Origin of the sequence: Streptomyces griseus (assembly GCF_001715295.1) — a bacterium.
Classification (GTDB): domain Bacteria; phylum Actinomycetota; class Actinomycetes; order Streptomycetales; family Streptomycetaceae; genus Streptomyces; species Streptomyces griseus_G.
This window is the reverse complement of the sequence record NZ_MDKB01000003.1, coordinates 1,145,968-1,169,707: the sequence shown is the minus strand read 5'-3', so window position 1 is coordinate 1,169,707 and position 23,740 is coordinate 1,145,968. Positions and strand designations below refer to the sequence as shown.

The window sequence follows — 23,740 nt, the reverse complement described above, 5'->3', positions numbered from 1 at the left end:
AGCGGGGCGAACGACAAGGAGGCGGCGTGACCAGCGACGCAGCCACCGCGACCAGCACCACCCGTACGTCACCGCGGCCCGAGGGCACGGGCCCGGGCCCCGACGTCGAGCCGCCCTCGCGCGGCCTGGGCGCTTCCCTCCCCCAGACCGACGCCCGCGCCAAGACCGAGGGCACGTTCCCGTACGCGGCCGACCTCTGGGCCGAGGGGCTGCTGTGGGCCGCGGTGCTCCGCTCCCCGCACGCGCACGCGCGCATCCTCTCGATCGACCCGTCGGCCGCCGCCGCGATGCCCGGCGTCCGCGCGGTCGTCACGCACCAGGACATCCCCGGCGACAGCATGTACGGCAGGAGTGTCGTCGACCGCCCCGTCTTCGCCTCCGACCTCGTCCGTCATCACGGCGAGGCGATCGCCGCCGTCGCCGCCGACCACCCCGACACCGCACGGCTGGCCGCCGCGGCGATCGCGGTGGAGTACGAGGTGCTCGAACCGGTCACCGATCCGGAGAAGGCCTTCGCCGCCGAGCCGCTGCACCCCGACGGCAACCTCATCCGCCACATCCCGCTGCGCTACGGCGACCCCGAGGCCGTGGGCGAGGTCATCGTGGAGGGCCTGTACCGCATCGGCCGTCAGGACCCCGCCCCCATCGGCGCCGAGGCCGGCCTCGCCGTGCCCCGCCCGGACGGCGGCGTCGAGCTGTACACGGCCTCCACGGACCCGCACACCGACCGGGACCTCGCGGCCGCCTGCTTCGGGCTGGACGCCGAGCGCGTCAAGGTCGTCGTGACCGGTGTCCCCGGGGCCACCGGCGACCGGGAGGACCCCGGCTTCCAGATCCCGCTCGGCCTGCTCGCCCTGCGCACCGGCTGCCCGGTGAAGCTGGCCGCCACGCGGGAGGAGTCCTTCCTCGGCCACGCACACCGCCACCCGACCCTGCTGCGCTACCGCCACCACGCGGACACCGAGGGCCGGCTGGTCAAGGTCGAGGCCCAGATCCTCCTCGACGCGGGCGCGTACGCCGACGCGTCCTCCGAGTCCCTCGCCGCCGCCGTGGCCTTCGCCTGCGGCCCCTACGTGGTCCCGCACGCCTTCATCGAGGGCTGGGTGGTCCGTACGAACAACCCCCCCTCCGGCCACGTCCGCGGAGAGGGCGCGATGCAGGTCTGCGCCGCCTACGAGGGCCAGATGGACAAGCTGGCGGCGAAGCTCGGCCTCGATCCGGCCGAACTCCGCCTCCGTAACGCCCTGTCCACGGGCGACATCCTCCCCACCAGTCAGACGGTGACCTGCCCGGCCCCGGTGGCGGAACTCCTCCAGGCCGTACGCGACGTCCCGCTGCCCGCCCTCCCGAAGGACGCCCCGGAGGACGACTGGCTGCTGCCGGGTGGCCCGGAGGGCGCGGGTGAGCCCGGAGCGGTACGCCGAGGCGTCGGTTACGCGCTCGGCATGGTCCACATGCTCGGCGCCGAGGGCGCGGACGAGGTCTCCACGGCCACGGTCCGGGTCCACGACGGCGTCGCCACGGTCATCTGCGCGGCCGTCGAGACCGGTCAGGGGTTCACCACGCTCGCCCGCCAGATCGTCCAGGAGACCCTGGGCATCGAGGAGGTCCACGTCGCGGCGGTGGACACCGACCAGCCTCCCGCGGGCCCGGCGACGCACGGCCGCCACACCTGGGTCTCCGGCGGCGCCGTCGAACGCGCCGCCAAGATGGTCCGCACCCAGCTTCTTCAGCCGCTGGCCCACAAGTTCGGCATGTCCACCGAGCTCCTCCAGATCGCCGACGGCAAGATCACGTCGTACGACGGGGTGCTCTCCACGACGGTCATGGAGGCCATGGACGGCAAGGAACTCTGGGCCACCGCCCAGTGCCGCCCCCACCCGACCGAACCCCTGGACGAATCGGGCCAGGGAGACGCCTTCGTGGGCCTGGCGTTCTGCGCGATCCGCGCGGTGGTCGACGTGGACATCGAGATCGGCTCGGTGCGGGTGGTCGACATGGCGGTCGCCCAGGACGTCGGCCGGGTCCTCAACCCGTCCCAGCTGGCGACCCGTATCGAAGCGGGCGTCACCCAGGGCATCGGTGCCGCCCTCACGGAGAACCTCCGCACGGCCCGCGGCCTGATCCGCCACCCCGACCTCACGGGGTACGCACTCCCGACGGCCCTGGACGCTCCGGACATCCGCATCGTCAAACTGGTCGAGGAACGCGACGTGGTCGCCCCCTTCGGCGCCAAGGCCGCCTCGGCGGTACCCGTGGTCACGTCCCCGGCAGCGGTGGCCGCAGCGGTCCGCGCGGCGACGGGCCGCCCGGTCAACCGCCTCCCGATCCGCCCGCAGGCGGCGGTGGCAACCCCCAGGCCCTGACGTGTGGTCCGCGTTGCACGTGCAAGCCGGGGATGCGGTGTGTCACCGGTGCTGACTACAGTGATGCCAGACGTTGTAGCCAGCCGGATACGGGGAGGGTGCTGTGCTGCCGAGTGAGGCCGGACTTGGGGTGGCGGCGTCGTTCGCGACCATGGGCGCCACGACTGCGGAACTCGCGACGGAACTGTCGTCGTTCACAGCGTTCCGTAACCACATCGACGAGATCCTGCGCGACCTGAAGACGTCACCGGCCGGCCCGGCCAAGCTGGGCGAGGACCCGCTGTCGCGGCCCCAGTTCGGTGGCGGTGAGATGCAGTGGGCGGAAGCGGCCAATCTCTTTCTCTCGTACCAGAAAGTGGTCACCGAGCTGGAGACGCTCTCCAAGTTGCTTTCGGAGTCCATCGAGGGAATGAGCATTGCGGTGCTCGCTTCCCACAAGGGGTACGAGAACCTGGACCTCGATATCCGGCAGCGCATGCTCGCCATCGCGGACAACGCGCAGGAGCACTACGGCGGTGAGTACGACCCGTCGCAGGGCGCGAAGGAGAGTGCTGACGCGCCTGGGGCGGACAAGCCGGCGAAGCCGGCGCCGGGGGCGAGTACCGGTTCGGCCTGAGGCGACGACGATCATCGGTATGACGCGGGGATAGACGGGGGTAGGGATGGATGTCAGGGAATCCGGGCAGGGCACACCGTTCGAGAGCATGAGCCACGAGGCCATGCTGGCGTGGCTGGACAAGGCCAACAGCGGTGCGGTCAAGGGCGCGTCGGATCGTCTGTCGAGTGCTGCCGCAGAGATCAGGAAGGTCGCTACGGAGCTGAGGGACCGTCCGCAGCGGGTTGAGTGGAAGGGCGAAGGGGCGAACGCGTTCCAGACGTGGAGCGCGGATCTGGCCAATGCGACGCTCCGGCTGGGCGACTTCAGTGCGGGCGTGTCCAAGTGGCTGGCGGAGGCGTCGAATGCGATCGCTACCGCTCAGGCATCGATCCCTCGCACACACGGGGATGCCCAGGCGAATCTCGAAGCTGCGCGCATTGCGAGGAACGATCCGGACGCGTCGGTGGTCGCGAGGAAGTCGGCCGAGACGCTGATCGCGACTCAGGAGGCCAACCGCCATGAGGCGGCGGCCCAGATGCGAAGACTGGCTCAGACGTACTCGTTCTCGGCCCAGAAGATGGACGGCCTGGAGAGGCCGGTGTTCCCGCCGCCTCCGGGGGCGATCGTGCCGGAGAGGGCTGACGCCAGGGACTCTTCCGAGCAGGAATACACCCGAGGAGGTGCCTCGGGAGAGGGCGGCAGTTACGCGGCATACAGTTCCTCGGCGAATGGGGCAAGACAGTCCAGCAGCGGTACGCACACGCCGCTTGAGCCAGCGAGCATTCCCTCGAATGTGAGCAGTGTGGTAGCGCGACCGGTGGACATGGAAATTGACGGTGTCGCCACACTTCCGGAGTCCCCGTCGATTCCCGCAGCCAATCCGCAAGGTGCGCCAGTCGTGCCGAGGGGCGACGGCACCCTTCCTCCGGTAGTGGGAGGCATGCCCCCCGGAGTGGGAGCGAACCGGGCACTGACGCCCTCTCTCGGTGGCCCCAAACAAGTAGGTATCGCGCGTCCGAACATGCCTCTTTCCGGGGGAGGACAACCGCCTGGTCAGGCCGTACGACCCCCTCGTGAGGGGATCACCGGGGGCCGTCCGATCGCACAGAACACGGGCCGGCCCACTGGAGGGCTCCCCCGTGGGAATGTCATTGGGAACGAAGGAACCCATGGCGGCCGTGCGTCCATGGGGCACGGCCCAGGTATGGGCGGTGGCGGTGGAGGTCAGAACGGCATCGTCGGGGGTCGTCGTTTGAGCGGTGAGACCGGCGGCGTGGTCGGGAGTCGCCCCCAGCCGCAGGGACGAGCAGGTGCTCGGCCTTTCACGCCAGGAGGGACGGGACTTGTCCGTGGTTCCGGGCCGAGCGAGGGCACCCGTGGCAGCGCTTCGGCCGGGCGTGCTGCGGCGCTTGGCTCGCCCAGGTCCGGCAGGCCTCCCCGTGATGAGAACGGTGAGCGACCGGATTACCTTGTCGAGGACGAGGAGACCTGGCAGCAGGGCAGTCGGCGTATCGTCCCGCCAGTCATCGACTGACCACGCTGCACCGGGCAAAGGAAACCAATGAGTATCAGCATGACGTTCGCCCGCAGTGGCACCGTTGCTTGCGCTGTCCTGGGGATGCTGTTGGTGGGTCAGGTGCCGACGCACGCCGATTCGGTGCGTTCTGACCAGTGGCACCTGGACGTGATGCAGGCCGAAGGCATGTGGACGCTCAGCACGGGGGCAGGGGTCACCGTTGCGGTTATCGACTCCGGCGTGGACGCGTCGAATCCGGATTTGCTCGGCCAGGTACGCAGCGGAGAGGACCTAGCGCCGGAGTCTCCCGGTGACGAGAGCGTTGACTATTCCGGCCATGGGACCGGCATGGCCGGAATCATCGCGGGAACAGGTGAGTCCGGTGGGGGTGACGGCGCTTTCGGTCTTGCTCCGGGGGCTAAAATCCTTCCGATCCGGTTGCGGAATGACACGGGTAAGGTGAATGGGGCTACAGGAAGTAAGAACTTTAATGACGACGTATCGGCCGGTATTCGTTTCGCTGTAGATCACGGCGCCAAGGTGATCAACATTTCCCAAGGGAAAAGTTCCGGTTCGGAGAGGCTGTCCGAGGCTGTCAGGTACGCTCTCAAAAAAGGTTCTCTGGTGTTTGCCGCTGTTGGGAACACTGGTGACGCTGGAAACGCCGTGGAATTCCCGGCTGGGACGCCCGGCGTCGTGGGCGTAGGGGCAGTCGATAGGAATCTGAAGAAGGCCGAATCCTCCCAATACGGAGCTCAGGTCGATCTTTCCGCTCCTGGAGTGGACATGGTTCATGCTTGCGGCGGGAAAACGGGACTCTGCACAACGAGCGGTACCAGCGACGCCTCGGCCGTCGCCTCGGCCTCCGCTGCCCTGATCTGGTCCAAGTATCCGGACTGGACAAACAACCAAGTCCTGCGTGTGCTGCTCAACACCGCTGGTGGCGCCATCAACGGTGAGGAGCGCACCGACTACATCGGTTACGGCATCGTCCGTCCCCGTATCGCGCTCAAGACCCCGGGTGACCCCGGCCCGGCTGACGTGTACCCGCTCCCCGACCTTGCCGCAGCCGAGGCCGCATCGCCGTCGCCGTCCGCCGGGCCGTCCAAGGCCGCCGGTGGAGCGGAGGCGTCGGGCGAGAGCGCGCAGCCGGGCGCCTCGTCGTCCGCGGCCGCTGACGACGGGAGCAGCGGCGCCGGCCTCTGGATCGGGCTGGGCATCGGCGCGGCAGTGCTCGCCGGGGCCGCGGCGGCGTTCGCGGTGGTTCGCTCTCGTCGCCGGAACGAGGCTGCCCCGGCGGCTCCCCCGTATCAGCCTCCCTACGCGACGCAGCAGCCACAGCCCCCGTACCCGCCGTACGCTCCGCCGGCCACGGGTCCCTCCACCGGCCCCGGGGCTACTCCGCCCTTCGATGGCCCGCCCCACCAGGGCGGCTCCGCCGGGTGAACCCGCGTCCTCGGGTGTGCGGGACGCGGTGAACCCGCGTCCTCGGGTGTGCGGGTCGGCGCGGAGCGCACGGTGACGGGGGCGGTGCCGCCGAAGACGCAGCCCCCACTCGGTCTCCCCGGGGGAACGGGTCACCACGGACGTCGACGGGGAGGGTATCCGGGAATCCCCCTGTTTATCCGAATGGTGTCGGAAAGTGGGCGGCTCCCGCGGTCCACAGGTGGAAACCGAACGGCTAGCGTGGGTGTCATTGAAAGCGGAGTCGATGGCTTCGGCGGTATCCGGGAACGAGTACGGGGGAATTCGTGACGTTCGACGCAGAATGGGCGGCTCTTCGGGCGGAATCGACCCAACGGGTCGATATGCGGCTCAACAGCATCCCGGCGGAGGGCGGTGGCGGCGGTACCGGGCCGGTGAACGCCGACCTCGCCGTCAACCAGGACAACCTGGGGGCCATCGGGCATGACGCCTACGCGCTGCGCACCCGGCTGTCGAAGGACGGGGACCATGCCCGGCCCTCCACCTTCGACGCGGCCATCGCGCTGACGAACGGCAACTTCTCCAGCGGTTCCGCACTGCTCAAGGTGCACGATCGCTGGAACACGCACATGAAGACCCTGCTCGACGCCTGCGCACAGATCTCGAATCACCTGGATTACAGCAAGGCGGCGCACGCCAAGGACGACGTGCAGATCGGTGGCGATCTGATATCCGTCTCCAAGCTCAACGAGTACCTGAAGTAGTTTCCGGGGGAGCACAGGAATGCTGACGTACGAGGACATAGTCGACGCCCCGATGGCCAAGCTGAAGACGGCGGCCGACGACTGGGCGACCATGGCGAAGAGCTTGGACCAGCTCGCCGACGACGCCGACGACGGCATGAAGGTCAAGGCGGACAAGGCCGAGTGGGAGGGCGCCAACGCGGGCGTCACCAGGGGCTTCATCGGCAAGACGGCCAAGGAGTTCAAGGACGCCGCCGCCGAGGCCAAGGGCGTCCAGCAGATCCTCGAGGAAGCCCACACGGCCATCAAGAAGGCCAAGGACGACCTGATCGACATCCGGGACCACGAGGGTCCGGCAGCCGGTATCCACGTGGACGCCAAGGGCAAGGTCACCGCGCTGCACCCGGTGGAGGACATCCCTGCGGCTCAGCGTGCGCACGACCCCGACTACCCGGAGATCGCGCGCCAGCAACGGGAGAACATCGCGGCCTGGCAGAAGAAGATCGACCAGATCGTGGAGACCTGCGGCGACACGGACGTCTCCTTCAGGAACTCCCTCGAGGCCAACGTCACCGAGGGCAAGGACTTCAGCGCGCCGAAGTACACGAAGATGGACCAGGAGGAGGCCGCCCGGGCCGCTGCCCTGGCCGCCAAGGGCCGCGACATCTCGCACACCGAACTCCAGGATCTCAACGAGCTGTTGAAGGACAACGGCAAGTCACCGGAGTTCGCGAAGAACTTCTACGAGAAGCTCGGCCCGGAGAAGTCGCTGGCGTTCTTCGGCCAGCTTTCCACGGATACGTACGACTACGGCAAGCTCGACAAGGAACGTCTGAAGGACGTCCAGGAGCTTCAGAAGAACCTGGGCCTCAACCTGGCCACCGCGTCGCACGACAAGGCGTTCGCCGCCGAGTGGGGCCCGGAGCTGCGCAAGCTCGGCACGGAACGGATTCCGCTGGCCAAGTACGATACCGGCGGGCCCTACGGCTACCAGCTGCTCGGCGGAATCATGCGGTACGGGAACTACGACGCGAAGTTCCTGAACCCCATCGCCGAGCATGTGGCGCAGCTGCACCAGAAGGACCCGTACATGTTCGCCGACAACAAGATGGTGAACAGCTCGTTCAAGAACCCGTTCAACCCCTCGGGCGTCAACGGCTCCGGCTACGACCCGACCGTCTCCATGCTGGAAGCCCTCGGCAACAGCCCGGACGCCGCGAAGCACTTCTTCGCCGACCCGCCGACCGCGTACAACGAGGACGGCACGGTCAACACGGGTGTGAAGGCAGACCTCGGCAAGGACAAGGACGGCCAGAAGGTCGAGAACTACCTGGACTTCTTCGGGGACGAGAAGTGGGAGAACTGGGGCGATGTCGACTCGCTCGACGAGAAGGAACTCAAGGCGTCGCTCGACTACATGCCGGACGCCCTCGGGCACGCCCTGGAGGCGGCGACCCTCGGCTATCCGGTCGGCCACCCCGACGCGGGTGTGGTGCGCGACGCCGACAACGCCGCGGTGATGCAGCAGGTCATGGAGAAGTACGGGGCGGACGCGGGGCTCCTCAAGAAGCAGGAGGCCATGGCGGACAGCCTCGGCACCATGGGTGCCGGCTACATCGACGACATCAACTGGGCCCTGGACAAGAACGAATCGAACAGCCCGTTCGCGCCGGGAAAGAATCCGGAAGGTCACCTGGACTTCGCCGACACCCAGGACAAGAACGGGCGGAGCGTCGCCCGGGGCTTCCTCAGCACCCTCGGTCAGCACCCGGATGCGTACGCGACGGTCTCGACGGCGGAGCAGGTCTACACCCGAAGCGTGCTCGAAGGCCAGGTGGGACCCGACGGGAAGATCGACACCGGAGCGGCCAGGAACACCGTCCACGTCGGCGCCGAGGTCCAGGGCATGCTCGACCAGTCCCGGGCCGACCAGGTCGAGGCGACGAACCTCAAGACCCACGAGGACTACGAGAAGGCAGTGGCCAAGCGGTCGGGTTGGATCGAGTTCGGGGCCGCGGCAGGGGTGGCGGCAGGCGTCGCCTTCCTGCCCGCGACGGCGGCTGTGGGCACGGCGGCGGTACTCATCCCGCTGGCGACGGACACCGCCAGCGGCGCTCTGGAACAGGTCATCGGACAAGTGGTCGGCGACATCTCCGACAACTCGGTGGACGAGCACAAGGAGAAGGTGGAAGAACTCACCCGTGAGGAGAAGACCAAGGTCTATTCCGCGGGTGAAAGCATGGCCGAATCGCCTATGGAGGAGTTCATGCGGCAGAACGGCGTGACATCGGACAGCGATTTCGGGCAGGACCTGAAGGAATCCATGAGGGTCGGCTACACGACGGGCAACCAGCGTGAGAACCAGCAGGGCAACGATCCGGAAACCGGCTGAGGCCGGGGACGGCCGATGACACAGAAGGATGCTGATGGTGATCAGTCGTAGAGGCGTACCGGGCGGGCTCCTCGGTGCGGCCGTGGCCGGTTCGCTGGTCTTCGGGGCCGCCGGCTGCTCGGACGACGAGAAGGACTACGCGGCAGAGGCCCGTGAACGGTCCGTGCCCGCCACGGAACTGTGCGGCGGGCACGCGGTCTCCGCCGCGGCGGGCAAGGGGCTGGAGACGATCACCGGCTCGCCCAGGTTCGAGGCGTCGGGCAAGGAGTACACGGTCGCCCGAGCGGCCCAGGCGTTGAGCGAGAGTTTCACGTCGTCCGCCGACGGGCGGGGGGACGTCTGCCGGATCTACACCCCGGTGGGAACAGCGGACTTCGAGCTGCGGATCACCTGGCGTCTGTCCGGCAGCGCTCCGGGAGGTGCCGCGGCTCCGAAGTTCACCGCCCTGAAGATGGGCGAGGGCGCCGGAACCGCGCCCGACGGCGCTTTCGTCGGCTTCGCCTGCAGCAGCCGGGAACTGACCGGTCCCACGCCTGCCCACATCGGCATCGAAGTCGAGCGCGGGGGGATGCCCGAGGAACCGGAGGGCGATACCGCGAGGTTGAAGGACGCCTACGCGACCGTCGCCCATTCCGTTTCCCTGGCCATGGCGAAGCAACTCGGCTGCGAGGACGACGGAGGGCTCGAGGCTCAGCCTTCTCTGGACCCCGCGTGACCCGCTGACCGGACACGCGTGCTGCCTGCGGTTCCGTAGCACGGGATAGGTACCACCGGAGACGGGATAGGTACCACCGGAGAAGCCCGCGGGCCGTCCCGACATTCCCGGAGGAGGCGCGACGACAGCTACGGCACCTCGCCGCATTGCGGAAACGTCCACATACATCCCGTACGTGGGCGCCCTGGGCCGCGCGAGGCACGGCGTCCGACGCCGCACGCCGATCAACCGGGAATTGCGGGACAACCCTCGCCGGCCCGGCGTTGCAGTCGACCGGGCCGTCGGCTGCGTGGTCGAGAAGCAGGACCTCTCGCGGGGTCCGGACGCAGGTCGCGGCGAAGAGCCGGCCACCGACGACGGGCGCGGGGCCGGAGGCGCAGTCGCCGCCGGGCTCGGCGTGACGCTGTACGTGGTACGCGCACGCCGGGCCTGGGGAGACGCGTGCTCGCACGGCAACGGCCGCCCCCATGCCGGGGACGGCCGTTGCCGCTCAGGGCCGCCGCTGACTCCGCATGGGCGACCGGGGACCGATGGAGGCCGTGACCGGATTCGAACCGGTGTCACTCGAGTTGCAGTCGAGCCCCTGACCACTCGGGCACACGGCCATGTGTGTCGTTCCCTCTGCCGACGACCGTACGGGCCCCGCGCCGCGCCGCTCAAGGGTGGCGGGCGTCCCGCAACACGACTGCCATGCGGCGTTCACGCCCGGGTCTGCGGGCCTACGACCAAGGCCCGATCCGGACTCCCTCCACCGACAGGGTCCACCTGCCCTTTCGGCCCTTACTCTGGGGTCCATGAGTGTCCTGGAACCGCGTGACGCAGAGGTCACGGCCCCTCTCGAAGACAGCGCAGCCGACATACCGCCCACCGAGGGCGTGCTGGGGCGTACGTACCGGGCGCTCAGCATCGGCATCGTCTCCGTCGTGCTGCTGATCGCCTTCGAGGCGACCGCCGTCGGGACGGCGATGCCCGTGGCGGCCCGCGAACTGCACGGCATCCCGCTCTACGCGTTCGCGTTCTCCGCGTACTTCACCACCAGCCTCTTCGCCATGGTGCTGTCCGGGCAGTGGGCCGACCGGCGCGGGCCGCTCGCTCCGCTCGCCACCGGGATCGGGGCCTTCGGGGCCGGGCTGCTCGTCTCCGGTACGGCGGGCAGCATGGTGATGTTCATCCTGGGACGGGCCGTCCAGGGCATCGGCGGGGGCCTCGTGATCGTGGCGCTGTACGTCGTCATCAGCAGGGCCTACCCGGAGCGGATCAGGCCCTCGATCATGGCCGCGTTCTCGGCGGCCTGGATCGTCCCGTCCGTCGTCGGACCGCTCGCCGCCGGAACGGTGACCGAGCACCTCGGGTGGCGCTGGGTCTTCGTGGGCATCCCGGCGCTCATCCTTCTGCCGCTCGGCCTCGCCCTGCCCGCGATCCGGCGGATGGCGGCCGGGCCGGCGGACGCGGTGGCGGGGACCAAGCCGTACGACCGGCGGCGCATCAGGCTGGCCCTGGGCATCTCGCTGGGCGCGGGGCTCCTGCAGTACGCCGGGCAGGAACTGCGCTGGCTCTCGCTGCTGCCCGCCCTGGTCGGCACGGCACTCCTCGTACCGGCCGTGCTCGGCCTGATGCCCCGGGGGACGGTGCGGGCCGCGCGCGGGCTGCCCGCGGTGATCCTGTTGCGCGGGATCTCGGCCGGTTCGTTCATCGCGGCCGAGTCGTTCGTCCCGCTGATGCTGGTGACCCAGCGGGGGCTGTCCCCCACGATGGCGGGGTTCTCGCTCGCGGCAGGCGGCCTGACGTGGGCGCTCGGTTCGTACGTGCTCGCCCGGCCGCGCCTGGAGCGGCATCGTGAGTCCCTCATGGTGGCGGGCATGGTGCTGGTGGCCGTGTCGATCGCCGCCGCACCCGCCGTGCTGGTCGAGGCGGTACCGGTGTGGACACTCGCCGCCGTGTGGGGTGTCGGCTGCTTCGGCATGGGGATGGTGATCGCCTCGACGAGCGTGCTGCTGCTGAAGCTGTCCGCGCCCGAGGAAGCGGGCGGCAACTCCGCGGCCCTCCAGATCTCGGACGGGCTGGCCAACGTCCTGCTGCTCACCGGTGGTGGTGCGGCGTTCGCCGCGCTCGGCGGGGGCGAGGTCGGCGCGGCCGTGCACGGGGCGGTGGGCGTCGGGACCGCCGGCGCGCACCCGGGGGCGTTCGCGGCCGTGTTCCTGCCGATGGCGGTGGTGGCCCTGGTGGGTGTGTGGGTGGCGACCAGAGTGCGGACCCCGTGAGGGAGTCTTCGGCGAGCAGCCGTAACCGGATCTGAGGGCCGGCGGCAGCCCACCCGCGGTCCACGGCGATCCACCGTCCGCTCCTCGACGGCGGCCGGGGACTGGCCGGCTGCCGTGCGTGACCTTCCCGGCGATACACGGGGCGGGCCCGCGCCCGGACAGCGACCGGCGTGGAAGGCCTGGTCGTCGCGGTGGCGACCGGGGAGGCGGACGAGGTGCACGCCGTTCCGCAGGTGCCCCGCGACCCGGTGACCGCCCCGGTGGCCGACCCGGTGTGACGGCTGTCGCAATCGAGCGGGCCGGGCCGTGGGGCGAGATGTCCTCGCCCCACCCGCCGGTAGGGTGGCCCGGTTGTCGTATCGCGTACGGGCCGGTCCCGGCCGGTACGGACAGCCGACCACGTACCCGAGTGCCCCGAACCGGAGACCGTGACTACTACCGCCTCCCACCACCTCTCACCCGCCTTTCCCGGCCGCGCCCCCTGGGGGACGGCCGGGAAGCTGCGCGCCTGGCAGCAGGGTGCCATGGAGAAGTACGTCCAGGAGCAGCCGCGCGACTTCCTCGCCGTGGCGACGCCCGGCGCCGGGAAGACCACCTTCGCGTTGACCCTCGCCTCATGGCTGCTGCACCACCACGTGGTGCAGCAGATCACCGTCGTGGCGCCCACCGAGCACCTCAAGAAGCAGTGGGCGGAGGCGGCGGCCCGCATAGGCATCAAGCTGGACCCGGACTACAGCGCCGGGCCCGTGAGCAAGGAGTACCACGGGGTCGCGATCACCTACGCGGGTGTCGGCGTCCGCCCGATGCTGCACCGCAACCGGTGCGAGCAGCGCAAGACGCTCGTGATCCTCGACGAGATCCACCACGCCGGTGACTCGAAGTCCTGGGGAGAGGCGTGCCAGGAGGCGTTCGACCCGGCGACCCGGCGGCTCGCCCTCACCGGCACGCCGTTCCGCTCGGACACCAACCCGATCCCCTTCGTGGCGTACGAGGAGGGCAACGACGGCATCCGGCGGTCCTCGGCCGACTACACGTACGGCTACGGCAACGCGCTCGCCGACGGTGTCGTCCGCCCCGTGATCTTCCTCAGTTACAGCGGGAACATGCGCTGGCGTACCAAGGCCGGGGACGAGATCGCCGCACGGCTCGGTGAGCCGATGAGCAAGGACGCCATCGGGCAGGCCTGGCGCACCGCACTCTCGCCCAACGGTGACTGGATCCCCAACGTCCTGGCGGCCGCCGACAAGCGGCTGACCGAGGTGCGCAAGGGCATCCCCGACGCGGGCGGTCTGGTCATCGCCACGGACCAGGAGTCGGCCCGTGAGTACGCCAAGCTCCTGAAGAAGATCACCGGCGACCGGCCCACCGTCGTCCTCTCCGACGAGAAGGCCGCCTCGAAGAAGATCGACCAGTTCAGCCAGGACGGTTCACGCTGGATGGTCGCGGTCAGGATGGTGTCCGAGGGTGTCGACGTACCGCGTCTCGCGGTCGGCGTGTACGCCACCACCATCTCCACGCCGCTCTTCTTCGCGCAGGCGGTCGGCCGTTTCGTCCGGTCGCGGCGGCGCGGCGAGACCGCCTCGGTCTTCCTGCCGACCATCCCTATGCTGCTGGACTTCGCGAACGAGATGGAGGTCGAGCGCGACCACGTGCTCGACAAGCCCAAGAAGGGGAGCGAGGAGGAGAACCCCTTCGCCGAGGAGGACCAGCTCCTCGCGGACGCGGAGAAGCTGGAGGACGAGGAGACCGAGGAGCAGCTGCCCTTCGAGGCGCTGGAGTCCGACGCGGTCTTCGACCGGGTGCTGTACGACGGTGCCGAGTTCGGCATGCAGGCGCACCCGGGCAGCGAGGAGGAGCAGGACTACCTGGGGATCCCGGGGCTGCTCGAACCCGACCAGGTGCAGCTGCTGCTCCAGAAGCGCCAGACCCGGCAGATCGCGCACAGCCGCCAGAAGCCGGCCTCGGAGGCCGATCTCCTGGAGAAGCCGGCCGAAGGCAGGCCCGTGGTCACCCACAAACAGCTGCTGGGTCTGCGCAAGCAACTCAACACGATGGTGTCGGCGTACACGCATCAGAGCGGCAAGCCGCACGGGGTGATCCACACCGAGTTGCGGCGGGTGTGCGGCGGTCCGCCGAGCGCGGAGGCGACGGCCGGCCAGATCCAGGACCGGATCAAGAAGGTGCAGGAGTGGGCCACCCGGATGCGGTGAGCGGGTCCCGCTGAGGAGGAAGGCGGGCCCGGTACGGCGAAGTACGCGCCGTGCCGGGCCCGTTGGCGTTTCCGTGCCCGGGCCGGAACGTTCCGGCCCGGTGGTGGTCCCCTGTACGGGACGGGCCTGGCCGGTGTCCCGGCGGGGCGTTCGGCGCTCCCCGGACGGACGTTCAGCGTTCCCGGACCGGGGGGCGCGCGGGCGCTCGCGGGGGCGTGCGGTGCCTGTGCGGCAGAAGTTTCTGCAACAATTATTCACGCTCGGTTAACAATCGTTCACATCGGTGTACGGAGCGTCGCGAGTGCGTCACCCGACATGAACGCGCGTAGATGTTCGCGTTCCGGACGGTTTCGCGTTGACCGGCGGTTATGCGGAGGCGTTACACGGGCGGACCGGATTCTGGACGAGGTCTTCCGCTGAGCGGACCCGCTCGCTAATGTCCCGGAAACATGAACGCGCCGTGGCGATGTTGCCGCGGAGCACAGCCGGTGCCATGGCCAGTCGGCGGCCTCTCGGCGCGCCGTCGACGGGACCGGCGTCGGCACTGCCGGAGAGAGAACCGCCCCGCTCACCAACGAGGGAGAGGGCGTCGTGACCGCGGAGACCTCGCAGACGCTCGACCGGGGACTGCGTGTCCTCAAACTGCTCGCCGATACCGATCACGGCCTGACCGTCACCGAGTTGTCGAACAAACTCGGCGTCAACCGCACCGTGGTCTACCGACTGCTCGCCACCTTGGAGCAACACGCCCTCGTCCGGCGCGACCTGGGCGGCAGGGCGAGGGTCGGCCTGGGTGTGCTGCGCCTGGGCCGCCAGGTGCACCCGCTCGTCAGGGAGGCGGCACTGCCCGCGCTGCGTTCCCTGGCCGAGGACATAGGGGCCACCGCCCACCTCACGCTGGTCGACGGGGCCGACGCGCTCGCGGTCGCCGTCGTCGAACCGACCTGGACCGATTACCACGTGGCCTACCGGGCCGGCTTCCGGCACGCCCTGGACAGGGGCGCCGCCGGCCGGGCCATCCTCACCGCACGGCAGAAGACGGTCGCCGACCACCCGGGCTACACCCTCACCCACGGTGAGCTCGAAGCCGGCGCCTGCGGGGCGGCGGCGCCACTGGTCGGGGTGTCCGGTGTGGAGGGCAGCGTGGGCGTGGTGATGCTCGCGGACGCGGTGCCGGAGCGGGTCGGGCCCCGGGTGCTCGACGCGGCCCGCGAGGTCGCGGACGCGCTGCGGTAACCCCGCCCCACCACGGCGTGGCGCGGAACCGGGCGGGCGGGGGACGGCCACACGCAGGCCCCGGCCCCGAGGCCCCGGGCTCCCGGTCCCGGAGCCCTGGCATCCGCACCGGTGGGTGGGGGACCGGCCGGTGGCGGATAGATTGGGCGGGTGGTCACTCGTCTCTCGCGCCCCCGCGTCCTCGCCCTCTGCGCGCTGCCCGTCCTCGCGCTGTTCGGCACGGCCGCCTTCGCACCGCTGCCGTTCACACTGGCGCAGCCCGGGACGACCGCGAACGTCCTGGGGGAGGACAAGGGCAGGCAGGTCATCACGATCGACGGCACGCCGACCCGCACCACCGAGGGTGAGCTGCTGATGACGACCATCCTCGCGACCGGCCCGAAGGCCGATGTCGGGATCGGGGACGTGGTCGACGGTTGGTTCAGGACGGACCGCGCGGTCCTGCCGCGGGACTCGGTGTATCCGACGGGCGGCTCCGAGAAGGAGATCGAGCAGCACAACCTCCAGGACATGAGGAAGTCGCAGAACGTCGCCGTCGACGCGGCCCTGAACTATCTCGGCAAGGCCCCCGGTTCGGTGGACATCACGCTGCACCTCGCCGACGTCGGCGGCCCCAGCGCAGGACTCTTCTTCTCGCTGGGCATCATCGACAAGCTGGCCGGGGACGGCTCCGGCGGTGATCTGACCGGCGGCCGCACCGTCGCCGGGACGGGCACGATCGAGGCCGACGGCACGGTCGGGGCGGTCGGAGGCGTCTCCCTGAAGACGCAGGCGGCCCGGCGCGACGGGGCGACCGTCTTCCTGGTGCCCGAGGCCGAGTGCAAGGAGGCCCGGGCGGAGAAGCCCGCCGGCCTGCGGCTGATCCCCGTCACGACGCTGAAGGGCGCCGTGTCGTCGCTGAAGGCCCTGGAACAGGGCGGGAAGACCCCGAGCTGCTGAGCGCGTCCCCCGGCCCGTGCAGCTTTGGCTCGTCCTTCTCCATGGTGCGCCAGGCGGGGAACACCAGGGGGCTCAGCGTCGCCAGCAGGTACACCCCGCCCATCACCGCCAGCGCGCCCCTCACCCCGACGGCCTCCACCAGCAGACCCGCTGCGAGCCCGCCCACGGGCATGGCGAGCTCGCAGCCCGCGGTGAGTGCCCCGGAGACGCGGCTGCGCAGTTCCTCGGGGACACGTTCGTACGTCACCGTCGTCAGGATCGGGTTGAGCATGCCGACCGCCACGCCGCTGAGCGCCATCGTGACGGCGAGCGGCAGTGTCGTGCCCGTCACCGCCGCGACCAGGAACCTCGGCGCCCCGCACAGCACCACGCACACGGTGAACACGGTGCGCCGTGGGAAGCGGTGCCCCACGGCCCCGTACAGCAGCGCGCCGGTCAGCCCGCCCGCCCCGAACACGGCGGTGAGCAGCCCCAGATCGGTGGCGCCGCCGAGTTCGCCCTCGGTGTGCACGGGCAGCAGGACGGCGTTCCAGCCCTGGTCGGTACCGTTCATGAACATGACCATGAGGACCACGTGGAGCAGGAGCCGGTGGCGCAGCAGGTAGGCATAGCCCTCGCGGAGTTCGCTGCCGTAGACGCCCGGTGAGACGGGGGCCGCGGTCCTGTCGGGCTCGGCCGCGTGTACCCCCCGTACGCCCGCCGCGACGAGCAGCGCGGACACGGCGAACGTGGCAGCGTCCAGGAGCAGGACGGTCTCCGCGCCGACCGCGGCGATGAGCACGCCGGCCAGGGCCGCGCCGACCATGCGGGCGCCCCGTGAGACGGCGTCGAAGAGGCTGGCGGCACGGGCCAGGGTGGTGCCGGCGTGCTCGGCCAGATCGGGTACGAGGACGTAGCGGGCCGTGTTGCCGGGGGTGTGGGCCAGCCCGTTCAGCGCCATCAGGGCGCACAGCATCCAGAAGTCGAGCACACCCGCGTGATGCAGGAGCGGGACGGCGGCGACGGCCGCGCCGCACACCGTGTCGGAGGCGACGGCCACCCGCCGCCGGCCGATCCGGTCGATGACCGGACCGCCGGCCAGCGCGGCGACCACGATGGGCAGCGTCGCGCAGAAGGCGACGACGCCGGCGCGCCCCGCGCTGCCCGTCGTCTCCAGGACGAACCACGGCACCCCGATGAGGGTGAGCGACGTGCCCGCCGTGGATACGGAGTGGGCGGTGAGGACGGCGGCGAGCGGGATGCGGTTCCAGGCCGCTGTCCCCCCGTCCATCGTCAGGCCGTCCGCGCCGAGCAGGCAGGGGCCGGGCGGGACTGGACCAGTCGCAGTCCGAGGTCGACCATCAGCCAGCCCGCACGGTGACGCAGTGCGGGACGCCGCGGCCGGAGACGGGCGGCCACGGCCATGAGTTCGGCGGTGCGGTGGCGGTGCAGCGTGTAGTGGATGTCGCAGTGCATGGCGGTGGTCCCCTCAGTCGGTCGGGCGCGGGAACATGTGCAGGTGGGTACGGACGACGCCCGAACCCTCGGCGTCCTCCGGTACGCGGTCCCGGTAGCTGTTCACCAACGCGTGCACCTTGTCCGAGAGCTCCAGGGCGAGTTCCGGGGTGAGGCGCAGCTTGAAGTCGCTGATGTCCATCGCGCGCTGCCATTCCTCGGGCCACTCGTGCATGGTGCCGAGCCAGGTGTTCAGCTCCTGGGCGTGGGTGGTCGCGACCTCGTGGAGCACCACCCCTATGGCGCCTCGCACCTCGGGGTCCGCGTGATGGGTGAAGGTGACCGCGGGCCCGAAGACGGTCCCGGTGTGAGCGGCCTTCCACCACCGCTCGCGTCCCTTGCCGCGCTCCGGGTCGTCCTCGACGAAGCCGTAGGCCGCGAGCTGGCGCAGGTGGTAGCTGGTGGCCCCGCTGGACTCGCCGAGGCGGTCGGCGAGCCCGGAGGCGGTGGCGGGGCCGAACTCCCGGAGGGCGTTCAGCAGCCGCATGCGCAGGGGGTGGGCGAGGCCGCGCAGGGTGCGGGCGTCGACCTGGTGCATCGCGGGGTCGTCGGCGTACGGGGACGGGCGGTGCTCGGGCTCGTTCGGCGGCATGGAGCAACCGTAAGGTTGCAAAGACTGCTTTGCAACGCTTTTTTTGCAGCGTTTCCTTTGTAAGTCTGCTCCGGAGGGGCCGGAGGCCCGTGCGGGGTGAGCCGTCCGCGCGGGCCCGCCCTGTTCAGCCGGCGTCCTCCGCCGCCTGCTCCACGAGCGGGATGACGCGCAGCGGTACGGGGTTCTCCATCACGATCGCCGTGGAGGCCCGCATGATCCCCTCGAAGCCGACGACGCGGTCGATCACCCGCTGCAGGTCCGCGTTGGAGCGGGCCACCAGCCGGCAGAGCATGTCGCCGTGCCCGGTCGTGGTGTGCATCTCCAGGACCTCGGGCACCCCCCGCAGATGGGCCCGCACGTCCGCACCCTGTCCCTGCTTGATCTCCAGGGTGGCGAAGGCGGTGACGGGGTAGCCGAGGGCCGCCGGGTCGACGTCCGGCCCGAAGCCGCGGATGACGCCGTTCGTCTGCAGGCGGTCCAGTCGTGCCTGCACGGTGCCGCGAGCCACGCCGAGCCGCCGGGAGGCCTCCAGCACCCCGATGCGGGGCTCGCGGGCCAGCAGCACGATGAGCCGGCCGTCCAGATGATCGATCGCCATGACACGTCTCCCGGTGGTCATCCTGTACAGATAGTCCGCCCATCCTGGCTATCCACTGGGCAGTCTGACCAATGATTTCGCTAACTGTTGCGCACCTTGCGAAGCGACGGGACCCTTCCCGTATGACTGAGACTCTGCACGCCGCCCCTGACACCGCCCGGCAGGCCGACCCCTTCCCGGTCAAGGGAATGGACGCGGTGGTCTTCGCCGTGGGGAACGCCAAGCAGGCGGCGCACTACTACTCGACCGCCTTCGGCATGAAGCTCGTCGCCTACTCCGGACCGGAGAACGGCAGCCGCGAGACCGCGAGTTACGTCCTGACCAACGGCTCGGCCCGGTTCGTCCTGACCTCCGTCATCAAGCCGTCCACCGAGTGGGGCACCTTCCTGTCCGACCACGTGCACGCCCACGGCGACGGTGTGGTCGACCTCGCCATCGAGGTCCCCGACGCCCGGGCGGCGTACGCGTACGCGGTCGAGCACGGCGCGAAGGGCATCACCGCGCCCTACGAGGTCGAGGACGAGCACGGCACGGTCGTCCTGGCCGCCATCGCCACGTACGGGAAGACCCGCCACACCCTGGTCGAGCGCGGCGCCTACGACGGCCCGTACCTGCCCGGCTACCAGGCCGCCGAGCCCCTCGTGGAGCCGGCCCCCAAGCGCACCTTCCAGGCCGTCGACCACTGTGTCGGCAACGTCGAACTCGGCCGGATGAACGAGTGGGTGTCCTTCTACAACAAGGTCATGGGCTTCACCAACATGAAGGAGTTCGTGGGTGACGACATCGCCACCGAGTACTCCGCCCTCATGTCGAAGGTCGTCGCCGACGGCACCCTGAAGGTGAAGTTCCCGATCAACGAGCCGGCGATCGCGAAGAAGAAGTCGCAGATCGACGAGTACCTGGAGTTCTACGGCGGCGCGGGAGTCCAGCACATCGCGCTCGCCACCAACGACATCGTCGCCTCCGTGAAGGCGATGCGGGCGGCCGGCGTGCAGTTCCTCGACACTCCGGACTCGTACTACGACACGCTCGGCGAGTGGGCGGGCGAGACCCGCGTGCCCGTGGAGACCCTGCGCGAGCTGAAGATCCTGGTCGACCGCGACGAGGACGGCTACCTGCTGCAGATCTTCACCAAGCCGGTCCAGGACCGGCCGACGGTCTTCTTCGAGATGATCGAGCGGCACGGCTCGATGGGCTTCGGGAAGGGCAACTTCAAGGCCCTGTTCGAGGCGATCGAGCGCGAGCAGGAGAAGCGCGGCAACCTGTAGGACACCGCGGCTCGTGCCCGGAACAGGCCCTCCCGTCGTGGAGGTCCCGTTCCGGGCGCCGTCGTCACGAGGCCGCCGAAGGGGCCGGCCGCTTCGGCTCGCCACCCCCACCGGAGCCCGCCCCCCGTTCCGGGGCCGGCCCGGTCCCCGGCGCCGCGGAGGGCGAGGAGGAAGCCGACGGAACCGGCTCCGGCTCCGGTTCCGGTTCGCTCAGCTCCGCCGGGCCGCCGGGCGCCGGTTCGCCCAGCTCCTCCAGGGCCTCCCGGGCCAGGGGGGCGGCCAGCGGGGAGAACTCCGGGTTGGTCCGGAGCGCCTCCTCCAGATGCCCGCGGGCCGGCCCGTCCTGCCCGAGGCTGCTCTCGATCACTCCCAGGTGATACGCGTACGAGGCGTTCCGTTCCCCGGTCTCCACCGCCCGCTCCGCGTACTGCACGGCCTCCTCGGACCGGCCCGCCCGGTGCAGTGCCCAGCCCAGCGCGTCCGAGACCGCCGAACTGCGGCGCAGCGAGGACCACTCCGTGCGCATCAGCTCCACCGCCGCCTCCGGGTCGCCGTGGTCGGCCTCGTAACGGGCCTCCAGCACGGACTCGTTCACCCCGGCCGACCTCGCCCTGTCGAGGAGCCGGCGCAGGTGCGCGTACTGGGTGCGGGCGTCGCCGTCCAGGTCCATGGACTCGTACAGCTCACCCAGTTCCAGGACGTACTCCGGCAGGGGCAGCTTCACGGTGACCGTCCGGTAGTCGGCCAGTGCCTCGTCCGTGCGGTCCAGTGCGGCCAGGGCGCGGGCCCTCCCGGCCCGGGAGGCGAGGTGGCCCCGGTCGGTGCGCAGGGCGGCCTCGTACTGGGCGAGGGCCTCCGCGGGTTCGCCGCGCTCCCAGGCCAGGTCACCCAGCCGGTGCAGCGCCGCCGCCTTCTCGGCAGGGCCCGTGGCGCGGTCCGCCGCCTCCTGGGCAGTGGCCAGGGCGTCCTCGCGCCAGCCCTGGTTGCGGTACATGTCGGACGTCCTGGCCAGCGAGGGAGCACCCTTGCGTAGCGCCCCGAACCTCTCGGTGGCCTTCCCCGCGGACTCGTACTCGCCGAGGCCGTTGTACGCGTCGATCAGGACCGGGTAGGCCGTCCAGTCCTTCGGCTGCCGGGCGCGCACCGTCTCGCCCCACTTCTTCGCCGCGAGGTAGTCGTGCCGGGCGTTGGCGAGCGCGCCCAGCCCCACCCACGCCTGCGTGTTGCCGCGCTCACCGGGCTGCGCGGCCAGCGAGCGCTGCAGTGCCCGCTCCGCCCGTGTGTAGTACGCCGCGTCCGCGGAGCGGCGGCCCCACTCCACATACGCCGTACCGAGCACCGCCCAGGAGGGGGCGTCGGACGGATGCGTCTCGACCCACTTCTGCCGGTCGCCGATCAGCGCGGTGAGGTCGGACAGGGAGGCCGGGGAGCCGGCCGCCGCCGCGGCCTCGGCGCGCGCCACCGGCCCCGGCGCGGGCGGTGCCGTCCTCACCTCCTCGTCCGGCACGGCGACGACCGCGCCGGCCACGAGGACGGCGCCCGCGACGGCACCGAACGCCGCCCTGCGCAGCGTGGTGCGCAGGGCCGGGGGAGGAGGTGGGACGGACGTCGCGCCCTCCGGCGGCAGGGTGGAGGAGAGCGGCTCCGGATTCTGCTGCGGCTTGGCATCCATGGCCATCACTCTGCGTCAGTATGAAGAGCACATCGCGCTCTGCGCCCATCGGCGTAGACGGGTTCACACCATTGGCCCCGGGTGTCAGGCTTGGATCATGGACTCACTCCTCGAACAACTGCGGGCAGGTCTTCCGGCCGAGGCGCTCATCACCGACGCGGACATCACCGCCTCGTACGCCCACGACATGGCGAGCTTCTGCGATGCCGGTGCCCCCGCCGTCGTGGTGCTCCCGCGCACGGTCGAGGAGGTCCAGCACGTCATGCGGACCGCCACCGCCCTGCGGGTTCCCGTGGTGCCCCAGGGGGCCCGGACGGGTCTGTCCGGCGGCGCGAACGCCACCGACGGCTGCATCGTGCTCTCCCTGGTGAAGATGGACCGGATCCTGGAGATCAGCCCGGTCGACCGGATCGCGGTCGTCGAACCGGGTGTCGTCAACGCCACGCTGTCGCGCGCCGTCGGCGAGCACGGGCTGTACTACCCGCCGGACCCGTCCAGCTGGGAGATGTGCACCATCGGCGGCAACATCGGGACCGCGGCCGGCGGCCTGTGCTGTGTGAAGTACGGCGTCACCGCCGAGTACGTCCTCGGCCTGGAGGTCGTCCTGGCCGACGGCCGGCTGCTCAGTACCGGCCGGCGCACCGCCAAGGGCGTCGCCGGATACGACCTCACCCGGCTCTTCGTGGGGTCGGAAGGCAGTCTCGGCATCGTCGTCCAGGCGGTCCTCGCCCTGCGGCCGCAGCCTCCGCAACAGCTCGTGCTCGCGGCCGAGTTCCCCTCCGCATCAGCGGCCTGCGACGCCGTGTGCGGGATCATGGAGCAGGGACACACCCCGTCGCTCCTCGAACTGATGGACCGTACGACCGTGCGCGCCGTCAACGCGATGGCCGCCATGGGCCTGCCCGAGTCCACCGAGGCACTGCTGCTCTGCGCCTTCGACACGCCCGACCCGGCGGCCGACCTCGCCGCCGTCGGGGAGCTGTGCGTCGCCATGGGCGCCACCGAGGTGGTACCCGCCGACGACGTGGCCGAGTCCGAACTCCTGCTCCAGGCCCGTCGGCTGTCGCTGCCGGCCATGGAGAGGGTCAAGTCCGCCACGATGATCGACGATGTGTGCGTACCGCGGTCGAAGTTGGGCGCGATGCTGGAGGGCACCGCCGCCATCGCCGAGAAGTTCGACCTGACGATCGGGGTCTGCGCCCACGCGGGCGACGGGAACACCCACCCCGTCGTCTGCTTCGACCACACCGACGCGGACGAGTCCCGCCGGGCCCGGGCGTCCTTCGACGCGATCATGGCGCTGGGTCTCGAGCTCGGCGGCACCATCACCGGCGAACACGGGGTCGGCGTGCTGAAGAAGGAGTGGCTCGACCGCGAACTGGGTCCGGTGGGACTGGAGTTGCAGCGCGCCATCAAGGCGGCCTTCGACCCGCTCGGCCTCCTCAACCCCGGCAAGCTGTTCTGAGCGCGACGCTCCACCCCGCCGCGGTGTGCGCCCTGGCCGATGCGACGCGGTCCTGCCGACGCCCGGGACGCGGGACCGGTACCGGATGCCGGGCAGGCCCGGCCGGGGCCGGGCCTGCCCGGTTTCGGTGCGGCCGGGGGACGGGCCGCCTTCCGGCGGAGGCCGCGGAACCCTCGCCGGACGCGGGCCGGCGCCGTTCCCACTCCCGCATCCCGGCGGGCGCACGGCGGCTACGGCACCCCGCCGGGTT

The 23,740-nt window shown here is 70.6% G+C and carries 17 protein-coding genes and 1 tRNA gene; 12 read left to right on the top strand and 6 right to left on the bottom strand.

Translation table 11 applies throughout. The features are described from left to right. The first annotated feature begins 26 nt into the window (after positions 1–26). From BA175_RS21305 to BA175_RS21280, 6 genes are all read left to right on the top strand, one after another. On the top strand, positions 27–2,366 hold the full coding sequence (locus BA175_RS21305) for a xanthine dehydrogenase family protein molybdopterin-binding subunit (protein WP_069173015.1): 2,340 nt from the start codon (positions 27–29) through the stop codon (positions 2,364–2,366). A 103-nt stretch (positions 2,367–2,469) separates the two neighbouring features. Then, positions 2,470–2,982 (top strand): hypothetical protein, encoded by a 513-nt coding sequence (locus BA175_RS21300; protein WP_254667928.1) that lies wholly within the window; start codon positions 2,470–2,472, stop codon positions 2,980–2,982. Between the two features lie 1,543 nt (positions 2,983–4,525). Next, entirely contained in the window at positions 4,526–5,926 is a 1,401-nt protein-coding gene (gene mycP, locus BA175_RS21295) for a type VII secretion-associated serine protease mycosin (protein WP_069173014.1), read from the top strand. Positions 5,927–6,231: 305 nt separating this feature from the next. Further along, on the top strand, positions 6,232–6,669 hold the full coding sequence (locus BA175_RS21290) for a hypothetical protein (RefSeq protein WP_069173013.1): 438 nt from the start codon (positions 6,232–6,234) through the stop codon (positions 6,667–6,669). 19 nt (positions 6,670–6,688) lie between these two features. Next, positions 6,689–9,040, top strand: a complete 2,352-nt coding sequence (locus tag BA175_RS21285; protein WP_069173012.1) for a hypothetical protein — start codon at positions 6,689–6,691, stop codon at positions 9,038–9,040. A gap of 34 nt (positions 9,041–9,074) precedes the next feature. After that, complete coding sequence (locus BA175_RS21280) at positions 9,075–9,755, top strand: hypothetical protein (protein WP_368073322.1); 681 nt, start codon at positions 9,075–9,077, stop codon at positions 9,753–9,755. A 531-nt stretch (positions 9,756–10,286) separates the two neighbouring features. On the opposite strand, the gene BA175_RS21275 is transcribed toward BA175_RS21280, so the two are convergent. Beyond that, positions 10,287–10,360, bottom strand: a tRNA-Cys gene (locus tag BA175_RS21275). A gap of 189 nt (positions 10,361–10,549) precedes the next feature. On the opposite strand from BA175_RS21275, the gene BA175_RS21270 reads away from it, so the two are divergent. From BA175_RS21270 to BA175_RS21255, 4 genes are all read left to right on the top strand, one after another. Beyond that, positions 10,550–12,016 (top strand): MFS transporter, encoded by a 1,467-nt coding sequence (locus BA175_RS21270; RefSeq protein ID WP_069173010.1) that lies wholly within the window; start codon positions 10,550–10,552, stop codon positions 12,014–12,016. A 428-nt stretch (positions 12,017–12,444) separates the two neighbouring features. Next, positions 12,445–14,226: a DEAD/DEAH box helicase gene (locus BA175_RS21265; protein WP_069173009.1), complete on the top strand. Its 1,782-nt coding sequence runs from the start codon at positions 12,445–12,447 to the stop codon at positions 14,224–14,226. A 591-nt stretch (positions 14,227–14,817) separates the two neighbouring features. Beyond that, a complete protein-coding gene (locus tag BA175_RS21260) occupies positions 14,818–15,462 on the top strand; it encodes an IclR family transcriptional regulator (protein ID WP_069173008.1) in 645 nt (214 codons plus the stop codon). A gap of 150 nt (positions 15,463–15,612) precedes the next feature. Further along, positions 15,613–16,401 (top strand): S16 family serine protease, encoded by a 789-nt coding sequence (locus tag BA175_RS21255; protein ID WP_069173007.1) that lies wholly within the window; start codon positions 15,613–15,615, stop codon positions 16,399–16,401. Here the strand turns inward: BA175_RS21255 and BA175_RS21250 are convergent. The 4 genes from BA175_RS21250 to BA175_RS21235 all read right to left on the bottom strand — a co-directional run bounded on the left by BA175_RS21250 (position 16,331) and on the right by BA175_RS21235 (position 19,085). Then, the gene (locus BA175_RS21250) at positions 16,331–17,671 is read right to left on the bottom strand and encodes an MFS transporter (RefSeq protein ID WP_069173006.1); all 1,341 of its coding nucleotides are present in this window, start codon (positions 17,669–17,671) and stop codon (positions 16,331–16,333) included. The genes BA175_RS21255 and BA175_RS21250 overlap by 71 nt on opposite strands. Positions 17,672–17,673: 2 nt before the next feature. Continuing rightward, positions 17,674–17,856, bottom strand: a complete 183-nt coding sequence (locus tag BA175_RS21245; RefSeq protein ID WP_069173005.1) for a hypothetical protein — start codon at positions 17,854–17,856, stop codon at positions 17,674–17,676. 13 nt (positions 17,857–17,869) lie between these two features. Beyond that, on the bottom strand, positions 17,870–18,487 hold the full coding sequence (locus tag BA175_RS21240) for an ArsR/SmtB family transcription factor (RefSeq protein ID WP_069173004.1): 618 nt from the start codon (positions 18,485–18,487) through the stop codon (positions 17,870–17,872). Positions 18,488–18,611: 124 nt separating this feature from the next. Continuing rightward, the gene (locus tag BA175_RS21235) at positions 18,612–19,085 is read right to left on the bottom strand and encodes an Lrp/AsnC family transcriptional regulator (protein WP_069173003.1); all 474 of its coding nucleotides are present in this window, start codon (positions 19,083–19,085) and stop codon (positions 18,612–18,614) included. A 122-nt stretch (positions 19,086–19,207) separates the two neighbouring features. Between BA175_RS21235 and hppD the strand changes: the two genes are divergently transcribed. After that, on the top strand, positions 19,208–20,353 hold the full coding sequence (gene hppD, locus BA175_RS21230) for a 4-hydroxyphenylpyruvate dioxygenase (RefSeq protein ID WP_069173002.1): 1,146 nt from the start codon (positions 19,208–19,210) through the stop codon (positions 20,351–20,353). A 64-nt stretch (positions 20,354–20,417) separates the two neighbouring features. On the opposite strand, the gene BA175_RS21225 is transcribed toward hppD, so the two are convergent. Further along, a complete protein-coding gene (locus BA175_RS21225; RefSeq protein ID WP_069173158.1) occupies positions 20,418–22,025 on the bottom strand; it encodes a tetratricopeptide repeat protein in 1,608 nt (535 codons plus the stop codon). A gap of 97 nt (positions 22,026–22,122) precedes the next feature. Here BA175_RS21225 and BA175_RS21220 point away from each other — a divergent pair, with 97 nt between their 5' ends. Further along, on the top strand, positions 22,123–23,490 hold the full coding sequence (locus BA175_RS21220) for an FAD-binding oxidoreductase (RefSeq protein ID WP_069173001.1): 1,368 nt from the start codon (positions 22,123–22,125) through the stop codon (positions 23,488–23,490). Positions 23,491–23,740 lie beyond the last annotated feature (250 nt).